The organism is Natrinema sp. LN54 (assembly GCF_052439245.1).
GTDB classification, from domain to species: domain Archaea; phylum Halobacteriota; class Halobacteria; order Halobacteriales; family Natrialbaceae; genus Natrinema; species Natrinema versiforme_A.
Genome location: NZ_JBQVRP010000005.1, coordinates 290,139 through 302,898 on the forward strand (window position 1 = coordinate 290,139; position 12,760 = coordinate 302,898).

Below are 12,760 nucleotides of genomic sequence, written 5' to 3' on the forward strand. Positions count from 1 at the left end.
CGGAATTGAGGAACGCCGTAATTAAGACCGAGTCAATAGACAGCCACTTGGTCACCAATTCAGTCGACATGTACGGCCCGCTGGAAGAGGCACTGCAAGAGAAACTATCGATGGGGCGCCGCTACGTGACGTGATGTTCGGCGAATCCGGCGCTACCGGGGTGAGGTCCACATTGGAATAATATAAACATTCTTAAGATTCTCTCCCGGGGTGCTCAGGTCCGATCAGGGTGGGCGTGACCTCTGGGAGCGTGCTTAACTTAATCGTCGTCCACAACTGTAGGCCCACTTGACGAGCCGCTATCCGTATGATTCTCGGTAAGGAGTGGAGTTCCATCCGCTTTCGGGCCAAGTTTCGGCCCAAGCGGAGACTCATCCGGGTCGATTCGCCGTCGCTTGGTGTAGTCTGTTGATCGTTCGACTGGAACGCGGCCGATTGCCGAAATCATCTCGGCATAGTCGACAAACGAGCGGAACTCACCATGGTCGCCGCCTGCACGCTTGGTGATTTCTTCTGATAGAACAGTCCCCATAAAGTCATCAGCGCCGCAATTCAAGAGTTTGAGGCCATGTTCGTCGCCGTACTTTACCCATGAGGACTGGATGTGATCGATATTATCAAGGAAGAGCCGTGATACCGCGATCATCAACTCATCTTCAGCTTTACTCGCACCGCTCGAAACAACTCCGTGTTCATGGAGAGGCGTCTGTTGGTGGATGAATGAGAGTGGGATGAACTCAGTAATATTGTCTGTTTCATCCTGTAGATCCCGAACGCGTTTGAGATGCATCGCACGGTGCATCTCGTTTTCGACGTGCCCGTACATGATCGTGGCTGTCATCGGAAGTCCTACACCGGCTGCAGCACGCATCGAGTCCATCCACTGCTCAGTATCGATTTTCCCCGGACAGATGATCTCACGCACTTCATCGACGAGAATTTCAGCCGCTGTCCCTGGTACGGTATCAAGACCCACTTGTTCGAGTTCACGGTACACGTGTTTGTAGTCCCACTCAGCACCTCGCTGAGCGTGATGCACCTCTTCGGGCGTCATCGAATGAACGTGTACGCCGTCAACACTCATTGCGCGGATCTGTTCTTTATAGGTAGAGGGATCGGTATCGTAGACTGCTGGAGGTTTGTAGTTGAGTTGTGGATCATCAGGATCCAGAAGCTTTCTGTGTTCCTCGTTCAACGCAAGTGCCGGATGAAGGCCTGAGACGGATGTGACTTCGTATATACCGCGTTCAACTCCATCACGGACTATCTTCCGTGACTCTGCGGGTGTCTTGGTGAATCCGGGATGTTCCTGTTCAGAGTCTTTCTCGAACTGATGTGCGGTATCCTTGAAATTGCAGAATAGACAGCCTGTGTTGCAGGCCGTTGTAACGTTGTTATTGAGGTTGGCGATAAACGTCACCTCATCGCCGACCATCTCGGCACGGCGTCGGTCTGCTACTTCGAGGACAGCTTCTTTTCGGTCTGGATCAAGCCCTTCAGAATCTGACCCAGTAGTAAGTAACTCGACGGCATCTGCCACGGTGAGTCGCTTTCCATCGCGAGCCTTTGTGAGTGCATTCTCAAAGGACTGGTTAGTCTCCGGTTGATACTCAAAGTCAAGTTCTGAATTTGCTAAGGCCGCTGCTTCTTTGTCAATCCAGGACACGCATCTGAATTGATTCGAAAGTGCGAAAAAGATTGGTGCTGAGGAAATTACTTAAATGCCAGTCAGGATACGTTGATAACACATATCCTTACCAATCATCTGGGCCTAATTCACCAATCAATCTACCCTTCATAATATATGAATGTTGTCGAATCCCGGGAACGATTCTTCACCTTTTGCCGTGGTCGAATAATATGCCACAATTGAACTCTCTTCCTTAACCCGTCACCGCACATCTGCTGAACAGTTGTTAGATACGATAGCTTCTCTGAGAACAACTCCATTCAGATATGACAAGACCATCTGCATTGAGAAAACCAGTCTCGACTTCAGTCCACATAGCTCTTCCAATCGTCCGTCGCAATCTCATCATCGCCCCATAGCTGAATCGTTGAGTCTGGTTCCAGAGTGATTCGCCGGGCGAACAGCAGCCGCGATTGGAGTTCATGGAGGATCCGTATCACATCGGTTCGAAGTGGCTCTTCGAGACGCTGGTCGGCAAACACTGCCTAGGAGAGTTCGGCAACCGTGGCACAGAGCCAATTGACTTCACCATAGCGCTGCTCCCGGGGATGTGGGTTTACCCACGAGATGATCGGTCTGGAAAGGCGTTCAAGTGTCAAATGTATGGATACAAGAACCACGCCGACTACAACGCCTCGAAGAACACCGGTTTGCAGTATCTCCGTCGCAGGCAAAACGCAGGTGACGGAGGCGCACCCATAGATGTGCGCTTGAATCGCGGGACGTTGAACATGAGTGGGGAGTACACCCTCCGCCCCTACTGAAGCATAGAACGGGAGTCCACGCGAAAGCCTCGGGGTCGTTCGGAAGATCTTGGATCTTCCGTGATGACGAGATGCCGAAGACGTCTCGAACCACTTGACCCTGAGGCGATTTCCCGTACAAATAATAAGACTGAATACTGCGACCAGAAACCCACCACTGTGCGCTACATTCCGGCAGTGGAACGCGCGGTTGGTGAACTCTGGAGTGGTGGACGCGGGAAGATTCTACTCGCCGTTGCCTTCGGCTGGTTCCTATCGATCAGCGTTCGGATGATCTATCCGGCGGTGTTACCACATATTCGCGGCACGTACGATCTTACACTGACGACATCTGGATTCCTCTTGACGGTCCTCTGGATCGCGTATGCGTCTGGCCAACTTCCTGGTGGAATCCTTGCTGACTGGATAGGAGAGCGCCCACTATTGATCGCCAGTTCGCTCCTCGCCGCGGCGATGCTCGCGCTCGTTATCGTCGCGGACTCGGCGGTCATTCTGTTTTCAGCGACAGCGTTGTTCGGCGCGGGGACAGCACTGTACGGCGTCTCGAGGTTTACGATTTTGGAGAAGATCTATTCCGAGCAACTCGGCACAGCGACGGGTGCAACGATGGCTGCTGGCGATATCGGGAACGCAGTGATGCCACCCGCTGCCGGATTCATTGCGACCGCAATGGCCTGGCAGTACGGATTGGGGCTCGCCGTTCCGCTTTTCCTGCTCGCTGCAGTTGGTCTCTGGGCGACGCTTCCAAAACGGATGTCAGCAGCGACATCACTCCGCGAGTCTATCGCGCTCGGAGATATTCTCTCAACGTTGTCTCAACCGATTGTGCTGCGAGGAACCATCTTACTCGTACTCTGGGCCGTAATCATTCAGGCATTCATGGGCTTCTATCCGACGTATTTGATCGACGAGAAGGGGATCTCAGCACGGATCGCAACCGCTCTGTTCGGCTTCTTTTTCGCGCTCGGTATCTTGATGAAGCCCGTTGCGGGTCGGGCCTACGATAGTATCGGCGTTCGAATTCCGCTGTTAGCACTCATGAGTGTGGCAAGTCTGGCTCTTGCCGCGCTTCCGTTCGTCGAAGCAGTGTGGCTGTTCGTCCCCGTGACTGTGCTAGCGAGTAGTCTTCTGGGATTCGAAACAATCGTGATATCAGATCTCACTCGGCGACTTCCGGAGGGAACACAGGGAACGAATTTAGGTGCGCTTCGGACAGTCTATCTCGCGCTCGGCGCGTTGAGTCCGGTCCTCTTCGGGGCGATCGCCGAGCAAGGATACTTCGACGAGGCATTCCTCGGCATCGCCGGTCTGGCTGCTATCGTCGCCCTCACTGTGTTCGCTTCGATCGATTATTGATTGTTCAGGTCGGAGTACATCGAAGAGACCGCTGACAGCGAGATGTTTCAGGAACTCGCCGCGACGAAGTACGACGACGACCAACTCGAGTTTGAGACCGTCAAGCAGCTGGTCGGCGCTGAGGCCGCGCAACGACTCCGCCTGCTCAAAGCGGACCTCGAGGATGAACCACTCGATATCTCCGCTCCCGACGACGTCGGCATCTACGACGGGGATGCGACGGCGGTCGACACCGCAGACGACGATCGATAAGCGGCTGCCCGCAGCTCCGAACGGTCGTGGCCGATACTAGCGCACTTGTCAGCCTTGCCGTCCCCCGTACCGACGCGGCCTACGCCACCGATTCCGTCCCGTATCCGCTTCAGTACCACCTCACGTCATGGAAAGTGTTCGTGCCGCCAGAGATGGTCCGGGCTGGCCTCGGCGAACGAGCCGTCCTCGAGTCCCGACTGGGAGTGGGGTGTCGGATTCATCCCGCGCCTAAAGGAGCGGGTATTCTCCTTGCTCTTTATAATATTTCATTAGGAATGTGGTTGGGAGGCGGTCACCCCTCCCCCGCCTACAAGCGAAACCTGCGTATTACCCTCGGTGTGCCAATGGAGCAACGAACGGCATCACCCCCGGCTACCGTGAAGGGACGTTTCACAACGAAGGGTGAAAAACCTCTCTTTCAGATCTTTTCCGAAGGTTAGACCGATGGTAACGCGAGCGCGTCCGACTCAGTCACGGACAGCCTCGGAATCTCTGAAGACGCTCACGAGAACGACGGAAGGACTTCTTCTCGGTACATCTCCAGGAGGGCGTCCTGGTCGTCCCCGATCTGCATTACGTAGACGTGATCGTACCCAGTGTCGATCGCCCCCTGAATCGCGTCGATGTGTTGTTGGGCGTCCGGTCCGGTTATGATGCTGCTCTCCGCGATATCCTCTTCCGAAACCATCTGTGCCGCCTGCTCGAAGTGTTTCGGCGTCGGCAAGACGGAGTTCAGTTCCCCCTTCAGACCCGCTATCGGCCACTGTTCGTGTGCGGTGGAGACGGCCTCGTCCTCGCTGTCGGCGACGCAGGCTTGGAGTTGGCAGAAACGGGGACCCTCCCCGCCGTGTTGTTCCCACGTCTCGACGACGTCTTGGGGGCCGACCGACCAGAACCCGTCGCCGAAATCAGCTGCCGCTTTCGCGGCGCGCTCGCCGTACGCCGACACGCAGATCGGCGGCCGTTCCTCGGGGAGCGTGAACAGCTTCGCGTTCTCGACGGTATAATGTTCGCCGCGGTGACTGACCTGTTGGCCCGTCCAGAGCTCGTCGATCACCTCAACCGCCTCCTCGAGCATCTCCAGGCGGACTTCGTGCTCTGGCCAGCGATCGCCGAGGACATGCTCGTTGAGCAGTTCGCCCGTCCCGACGCCGGCGAAGAACTGCCGATCGTCGAACATCGCTGCCGTCGTCGCGGCTGCCTGCGCGTAGATCGCCGGGTGGATGCGTACGATCGGCGCCGAGACGCCCACGCCGACATCGATCTCGTCCGTCGCTGCAGCGACACCGCCGAGCGTCGACCAGACGAACGGCGCGTCGCCTTGCGCGCTGATCCACGGGTGGAAGTGGTCCGAGATCGAGAGGAAATCGAAGCCGATCGCTTCGGCCCGCGTCGCGTACTCGACCAGATCGTTCGGGTGGTGCTCTTCGCTCGAAAGGGTAAATCCGATTTCAGTCATGTCTGTGAAGTTCGGGCGTCACGCGGTTACTCGGAGGCCGCTGCGAACTCCTCGACGATCGCGTCCGTAAACACGTCCAGATCGTCGGGGTTGCGGCTCGTCACGACGCCGTCGTCGACGACGACCTCCTGATCGGTCCATTCGCCTCCCGTGTTCTCGACCTCCGTCCGTAGACTGGCGTAGGAAGTCAGCTCGCGATTATCGACGACGTCGGCACCGGCGTCCGAAACGGTCTCTTTTGGTTCGGTGAACTCGACTTCTTCAGTGCCTTCCTGCGCGACGAGAATTCCGACGCTCACTCCGTCGAGGGGTTGCCGGTCAGTTGTACTCATGCAGGTGTATTTGCCACCAGTCTACGGTTAAAGATTTTTCTCACATCGAAGTAAGTGTCGAATTATTAGTTATAGAAGTTATTAGTAGTTCTTCCGGAATTAGCGCTAATCGGAGGACTGGCCAGCCGGCGCGGCCAGTGAGCGTGCGGCGCCGTCGCCGCGAGCGGAGCTCGTACGGTTCAATCGTGCACCAGCACGTCGAGCACGTCGACGCCGTCGCGGGCGAGTGCGTCCTCGAGCGCTCGTTCGATCTCATCGGGATCCTTCACGAGTTCTGCGCGCCCCCCGTGGCTTTCGGCGTTCTGTACGATGTCGACCCGCGGGTCGAAGTCCATGCCGACGAACTCGTGGTCCTCCTCGTCACCGCCCAGTAGGTCGAGCGTGTTGTCCTTCAGGATCCGGTAGTTGCGGTTGTCGGCAACGACGACGGTGAGATCGAGGTCGTAGCGCGCCGCGCTGTAGATCGCGTTCGGGTAGTAGAGGTAGGACCCGTCGCCGACGAAACCGATCACCTCGCGCGGATTGTCTCGCTGGCGTTCGGCGATCGCCCCGCCGATCGACGCGGGGAGGCCGTAGCCGAGGCCGCCACCTTTGTTGGTGATGTACTGTTCCGGATCGAAGTCCCAGCGCGTTTTGATGGGAAACATCGACGTGACGCTCTCGTCGACGACGTAGGCGCCGTCCGCGACCCGTTTCATCGTGTCGATGAGCTGTGCTTTCGACGGGCGGGGATCGTCCTCGGCGTCCCCCTCGCCGACGCCGGCTAACCTGTCGTCGACCGTCTCTTTGATATCGCGCACCGTTTCGAGTCGCGCCGCGACCGTCTCCTCGGAGATGTTCGGCCGGATGCGTTCGATGAGTTCCTGCAGGACCAGCCCGAGGTCGCCGACGACCGCCGCGTCGGCGGGACGGTTCTTGCCCACTTCCCAGGCATCGTCCCCGACGTGAACGCAGGTCGTGTCGGGGTCGACCAGTGGTTGTTCATGACGCGTCAGTGTCGTGTTCGTCGATGTCCCGGCGAACAGGATCGTGTCGGCGTCCAGCAGCTCCGCCGCACGCTCTTCGTCCGGCGGAACGTACGAGATCCACTGCTCGTGATCGGTCGCGAAGTCGATCTCACTCGCGTGGATTTCGCCATAGACGTGAGCGCCTGTCGACTCCGCGAGTTCGACCGCAGCGGCGACGGCTTCCTCACCGGAGCGAGCGATCTGATCGCCGACGACGATCGCCACGTCGTCGCTGTCGGCGTCGACGAGCAGGTCGGCGGCGCGCTCGAGTTGCACCGGGTCGCCGCTCCCCGCATTGGGAATCTCGCCCAGACGCTCGGGGTCGGCGTCCGTCTCCGCCATCATCACGTCCAGCGGCAGGCCGAGAAAGACCGGGCCGGTCGGCGGCGTTAGCGCGACCCGGAACGCTCGCCGGAGCATCGTCGGCAACGCTTCGACGTCGAGCACTTCGTCGGACCACTTGCAGAACTGGTCGGCCAGATCGGCAAGTTCCCCCGCTAGGGCCGGTTCCTCGTGACGGAAATCGGTGCTCTGGTTGCCGGCAGTGACGACGACGGGTGCGCCCGCCCGCTTGGCGGCGTAGATGTTTCCCAGACCGTGCGCCAGTCCGGGCGCGATGTGCAGGTTTACGACGCCGACGGGGTTGACCGAGTCGTCGTGATGCGCGTGGTATCGCCGCGTTTGCGCGTATCCCGAGGCCATCCCGACCGCGACGTCTTCGTGGGCCCCTAGCACGTACTCGAGATCGGTCTGTCCGATCGCCTCCAGTACTGGGAGCTCTGTCGTACCTGGGTTCCCGAACACGTAGTCGACGTTGTAGGACTCGAGCGCGTCGACGAAGAGGTCGGCGCCCGTGTACTCCCACTCGTCTTCGGCCGTTCCATCCGTCATAGGTCATCGCCAATACCCAGTTAATTAAACCCCGGGCCTGATGGTGATAACCGTTCTCACAGTCACGTAGTTGGAACCTCCACCAGTAGAGAGTTCTCGGCGGTTCTATCAAACTCCGGCACCTCCGCACCCTCGATCTCGAGGGCGTCGAACATCGCTTTCAGTTGGGGGACGTGGAATTCGGGAAACTTGTAGATCGTCCCGTCCGACAGTCACCTCGAGCGTATCCTCGCCGACGGCGTCGACGGTCTCGATATCGTCACTCATCGGTCGCCCTCCCGAATCACGATGTGATTTGTGACGACTATCTACTCATCAATTTCTTCATGAATTGACTCGCCAGTGCCGGATTTTGATTCCCACTCCCACTCATCTTCAACTCTCACACGTCCATCGTCAAGAAGTTCGACATCACCAACAGAGTGGCCAGTTGCGGTTTCGTTATCTGTATTTATTTGGGTGTATCTAATGTCCCACTGCTCCCCATCAAACGTACCAACCAAGTGACCATCTGCAATATCGCCACCAGAGTAGTTTGCATAGATTCGTTCACCGGTCTGCTCAAAGTGGAAAACGGTATCTGCGCCCACTTCTCCATCCTCGTCATTCGCAACGCCAGCAAGTGTTAGACCGTCAAATGAGATTTTGCCTCCCATACATCAGATGCCCCAATTGGGTTAATAGCACTTCTGGTGTTCAGTTCGCATATAGGGTGAGCGGTAGATTCACGAGATTAAGTATCTAAAGAAGAGGATTTCAGCAGGGCCCTATGAGTCCTTCTGCTAATGACTATATCATCCACTGCATTGAACGGATTGCTGCCAATGGCGCGAATCGTTTATTGACGCCCGAAGGGGAGGGGAGGAGATACCGAAAGTCAGTCGTCTGTGACGTCTGCTTCCTCGAGACGTCCCTCTCTGGCCTCTCGAAGTCCGTCGCAGATACCACCTTGACTCGACATATTAGCCTGCGCGAGTTCCGACCCCTGACCTTCGTCGCCGCGCTTCCACGCCAGAAGAACCGTTTCGAGAGCCAGGTGTCATTGAGACAGGAGTCGTGAATTAAACGTACTCCTGTGTACGATCACGTCGGGGAAGAACTGAGAGCGTAGTATCGATCTATCTCCCCAAGCTATCACTTTCAAAAACAGCTAGAGAAGTAGATAGTCTGGCATTGAGAAGAGCACAGCATGGCTCACGATCTGGTTCACACGCGTGATGTCCAGTCCAGAATTGACGTGACTCCGAATCGTGTTGCAGTCGACGAGACGGCGATTCGACTCGAGATTCCGCTCGAGTGCCATCCATGTGATTGATCACGGAACGAACAGCAGTCGCTGTATACGGCCCGATTCGGCAACTGCGACCGTCCCCACGGAGTGGTCCACACTCGAATATGTGAGAGAAAATACTCCAGAGGGTGTGGTGTTTCTCGTCGACAGCAGACGACGACTCCGAACGCTACTCCACCGACGTGAATTCGGAGCTCGACGCCAAAAGCGCGGCAACCGGACTATTTCAGAAGTATTTCTCGAGATATGTATTGAGCCAGCTCTCTGATTCCGAACTATTCATCCGTACGAACCGACCCCGAGAACGGAAAGGGAATAGAACTACGCGTCGGAGGTGGGAACGACGGACCGACAGAGTCGGTCGACGTCCCCCGACCAGCAGTCCCGAAGCGTCACCCACGCGTCGGTCGCGGTCTCGCGCCCGAGCGTCGGATCGACGAGCGAGTGGAACTTCTCTCGGAGTCGGTCCTCCGAAAACCGACGCTCCACGCCGCCGCGTGCGTGGTCGACTGTTTCGGTTCGTTCGCGTCCGTCGGCGAATACGACCGTTACGCGTGCTCCTCGCGAGTCGGGCAGTGCCGACGTGAATTTCGGCGTCGAGTCGACCTCGACGAGCCGTGCCAGTCTCTCGGTCGCTGCGTCGAGCGCCGCGGGCTCGAACGCCGACTTGCCGGCGTGTCCGCGGCGGAGTCGCGTCGCGACGGCGAACGGAACCGAGAACTTCGCAGCGAGGCGATTCTCGGGGCACGGATCGGTGAGCGTCGCCGCGGCGGGATACGTTTCGACCGTGATGCGCTCGAGCGCCTCGGGATCGATCGGCTCCGTCGACTCCAGTGCATCGATCGCATCGAGCGTGGGATGGGTGTACCGGCAGGCCGCGTGGATTTTGAAGTAGCCCTCGGTCACCGTCCACTGCTCGCCCAGCGAGAGGTCCGCGGGGAACTCGATCGGGCCGTCGCTCGCCCGCTCGAGGTGGCGAGCGAGACCGTCCTCGAGACCGGAAAAGCCGCTCCGAGCGTGATCGACCACGGCGATCGCGTCGGGCGCGTTCATCCCGGCGTACGTGTCTCTGACAGTCGCTCCTTCGATCGCCGCTTCGAATCGGGTGTGTTGGGCGTGGTTCGCGGCGATACGGAGTGCGTTGGCGGTTTCGTCCGCGTCCAGTCCCTCGTAATTGGCGACTGCGGCGGCCGCGCCGACAACGCCCCAGACGCCGTGGGGATGGTAGCCCTCTGCGAGCGGCCGACAGGCTTGCGCGACGCGGACGGCCGTCTCGTAGCCGGCGACGAACGCCGTCGAGGCGGCCTCGGCGGTGCCGCCATCGGCCTCGGCGACGGCGAGCACCGCGGGCAGGACGTGGATCGCCGGGTGTCCGGCGGCCAGTTTGTGCCCCTCGTCGAGCTCGAGGACGGTTCCGGCGATCCCGTTGAGCGTCGCGGTCTGGTGGACGGGAAGCGTCGCCGTCGTCCCGAGAACGGTCGCGGGACCGTCTGATCGGTCGGCGTATCGGCGCCGGAGCGACGCGACGGGGTCCGTCGTCGACCCGCCGACGATCGTGCCGACCGTGTCGGCGACGACGAGCCCGACGTGGTCGCGAACCGGCGGGGGAACGTCGTCCGGAGAGAGGGGAGCGACGAACGACGCGATCGATTCGTCGGCGGTCATTCGTCGTCGTCGGCCGTCGCCGAGGCGTTTCGCTTCGACGGCCCGTACGCGCCGAGCAGTTCGACGGCCCGTCGCGGCCACGAGATCGCCCCCTGCGGACTGTAGAGGACGATACCGACCAGCAACAGTCCGTAGATGACCCGGTCGAAGCCGGTGATGTCGACGGACTGCCGGGCGACCTCGCTGAGCGGAATCACGACGAACGCGCCGACGATGGGGCCGATAACGGTCCCGACGCCGCCGACGATCGCCGGCAACAGGATCTCGACGTTGACGAGCAGTTCGTAGACGGTGTCCGGGCGGATTGTATCGAAATACATCGCCCAGAACGCGCCGGCCCACGCCGTGAAGAACGCGCTCACGCCGATGCCGACGAGTTTGTACCGGAACGTCGGGATACCCACGGCTGCGGCGGCACTCTCGTCTTCGCGGATCGCGAACAGATAGAGGCCGAGCCGCGATTGCTTGATCGCGAGCGAGACGGCCGTGACGACGACGAGGAAGCCGAGGATGATGTAGTAGTACGGAAGCGTTTCCCGGAACTGGAACGCGGCGAACCCGAACTCCGCGCCGTACGACCGGGGCAGCGGCTTGAAGTAGCCGCTCGCGCCCCCGAGTTGCGAGAACGTGTTGAACGTGTGCCGTAGGAGTTCGGCGAACGCGAGCGTCGCGAGCGCGAAGTAGTGCCCGCGGAGGTCGTACCGGAAGCAGAGCACGCCGATGAGCAGCCCGTACAGGCTGGCGACGGTCGCGCCGATCAGCATGCCGAGCCACGGGTTCAGTCCGGCCGTGTTCAGGAGCAGGATCGTCCCGTAGGCTCCGAGCCCGAAGAACGCGGCGTGCCCGAACGAGAACTGGCCGGTGTACCCCGACATCACGTTCCATCCCTGCGCCGCGGTCGCCCAGACGAGCGTGATGACCAGCACGTGAACGCTGATCCACGACCCGAGACTGAACCCGAAGAAGTACAGGTCGAGGACCAGCGGCAAAACGAGCAACAGTCCGAAGATACCCGCGAGTATCGCCGGCGTCGCGTACCACTTCGATTGAAACGTCCGGTACTGTCGGCGGGCCCGATCGAGGCGACTCGAGACGTCGGCGTTACTCACTGACACCACCGCCGAGCAGGCCCTCGGGTTTGAGTAATAACACGAGGATGAATATCAGGAAGATCGAGATCTGGTACCCCGATCCGGGGAGGAAGTACTGACCGAACACATGGACGAACCCGACGATCAGCCCGCCCAGCAACGCACCGGGGAACGAGCCGAGTCCGCCGAGAACAACGATGACGAACGCGTTGATCAGGTACGAATCCCCGAGGTACGGATTGATCTGTTGGAACAGCGGGATCACCGCTCCCGCGAGTCCGGCGAGCGCCGCACCGATACCGAAGGTCAGGTAGTCGATCCGGGGCACGTTGATCCCGACGTACTGTGCGGCCGTCCGGTCGTCGGCCGTGCCGCGAATCGCTCGTCCCAGCTGCGTCCGCTGAAGGAAGAGCCAGACGACGACCACGGCCGAGATCGCGATGAGCAGGGCGTACAACTGGCCCAGCGGGAGGAAGACGCCAGCTATTGCGACCGAACCAAGTCCGAGGCCGAGGCTCTGCGGATCGGTCGAGAACGTGATCTCGATGGCACTGATCAGAATCAGCATGATCCCGAAGGTCACGATCAACTGGTTCTCCTGTGGGGCGTCCATGATCGACGAGATCGTCGTCAGGTGGACGAGGACGCCGATCGCGAACAGGCCGAGCACGGCGAGCGGAATCGACAGGATCGGGTGCAGGCCGAAGGCCGTCGCGGTCCACCAGACCGTGTACATGCCGACGACCATCATCGCCCCGTGCGCGAAGTTGATCACGTCCATCACGCCGAAGATCATCGTCAGACCGAGCGCGACGAGCCCGTAGATGCCACCGAGGAGGACGGCGAAGGCTATCAACTGGAGCGCGGTCGACGGTCGGATGAACGCCACCGTCGCCGATTCGGTCGCGAGTCCGCCGACCGAAGGCAACGCGGCCACCGAATCGAAACTGAAACCCATCGTT

General features: G+C 59.6%; 9 protein-coding genes and 2 pseudogenes. 3 read left to right on the top strand and 8 right to left on the bottom strand.

From position 1 onward, the window contains the following. Nucleotides 1–259: 259 nt before the first annotated feature. On the bottom strand, nt 260–1,666 hold the full coding sequence (gene cofH / locus ACT4ML_RS16650; protein ID WP_444721869.1) for a 7,8-didemethyl-8-hydroxy-5-deazariboflavin synthase subunit CofH: 1,407 nt from the start codon (nt 1,664–1,666) through the stop codon (nt 260–262). Between the two features lie 558 nt (nt 1,667–2,224). Between cofH and ACT4ML_RS16655 the strand changes: the two are divergent. The 3 genes and pseudogenes from ACT4ML_RS16655 to ACT4ML_RS16665 all read left to right on the top strand — a co-directional run. Then, a pseudogene (locus ACT4ML_RS16655) lies at nt 2,225–2,454 on the top strand (zinc ribbon domain-containing protein); the annotation flags it as partial. A gap of 159 nt (nt 2,455–2,613) precedes the next feature. Further along, nucleotides 2,614–3,810, top strand: a complete 1,197-nt coding sequence (locus tag ACT4ML_RS16660; protein WP_444721870.1) for an MFS transporter — start codon at nt 2,614–2,616, stop codon at nt 3,808–3,810. Nucleotides 3,811–3,822: 12 nt separating this feature from the next. Further along, a pseudogene (locus ACT4ML_RS16665) lies at nt 3,823–4,062 on the top strand (hypothetical protein); the annotation flags it as partial. Between the two features lie 502 nt (nt 4,063–4,564). Here the strand turns inward: ACT4ML_RS16665 and ACT4ML_RS16670 are convergent. The 7 genes from ACT4ML_RS16670 to ACT4ML_RS16700 form a co-directional block, all read right to left on the bottom strand. Next, on the bottom strand, nt 4,565–5,521 hold the full coding sequence (locus ACT4ML_RS16670; protein ID WP_444721871.1) for a TIGR03557 family F420-dependent LLM class oxidoreductase: 957 nt from the start codon (nt 5,519–5,521) through the stop codon (nt 4,565–4,567). Between the two features lie 26 nt (nt 5,522–5,547). Next, entirely contained in the window at nt 5,548–5,853 is a 306-nt protein-coding gene (locus ACT4ML_RS16675; protein ID WP_444721872.1) for a DJ-1/PfpI family protein, read from the bottom strand. A 179-nt stretch (nt 5,854–6,032) separates the two neighbouring features. After that, entirely contained in the window at nt 6,033–7,751 is a 1,719-nt protein-coding gene (locus ACT4ML_RS16680) for a thiamine pyrophosphate-binding protein (protein ID WP_444721873.1), read from the bottom strand. A 308-nt stretch (nt 7,752–8,059) separates the two neighbouring features. Then, a complete protein-coding gene (locus tag ACT4ML_RS16685) occupies nt 8,060–8,407 on the bottom strand; it encodes a hypothetical protein (protein ID WP_444721874.1) in 348 nt (115 codons plus the stop codon). Between the two features lie 956 nt (nt 8,408–9,363). Beyond that, nucleotides 9,364–10,707: an MmgE/PrpD family protein gene (locus tag ACT4ML_RS16690; RefSeq protein ID WP_444721875.1), complete on the bottom strand. Its 1,344-nt coding sequence runs from the start codon at nt 10,705–10,707 to the stop codon at nt 9,364–9,366. Further along, the gene (locus ACT4ML_RS16695; RefSeq protein WP_444721876.1) at nt 10,704–11,816 is read right to left on the bottom strand and encodes a branched-chain amino acid ABC transporter permease; all 1,113 of its coding nucleotides are present in this window, start codon (nt 11,814–11,816) and stop codon (nt 10,704–10,706) included. The genes ACT4ML_RS16690 and ACT4ML_RS16695 overlap by 4 nt, the downstream gene beginning before the upstream one ends. Continuing rightward, complete coding sequence (locus ACT4ML_RS16700) at nt 11,809–12,756, bottom strand: branched-chain amino acid ABC transporter permease (protein WP_444721877.1); 948 nt, start codon at nt 12,754–12,756, stop codon at nt 11,809–11,811. The genes ACT4ML_RS16695 and ACT4ML_RS16700 overlap by 8 nt, the downstream gene beginning before the upstream one ends. Nucleotides 12,757–12,760 lie beyond the last annotated feature (4 nt).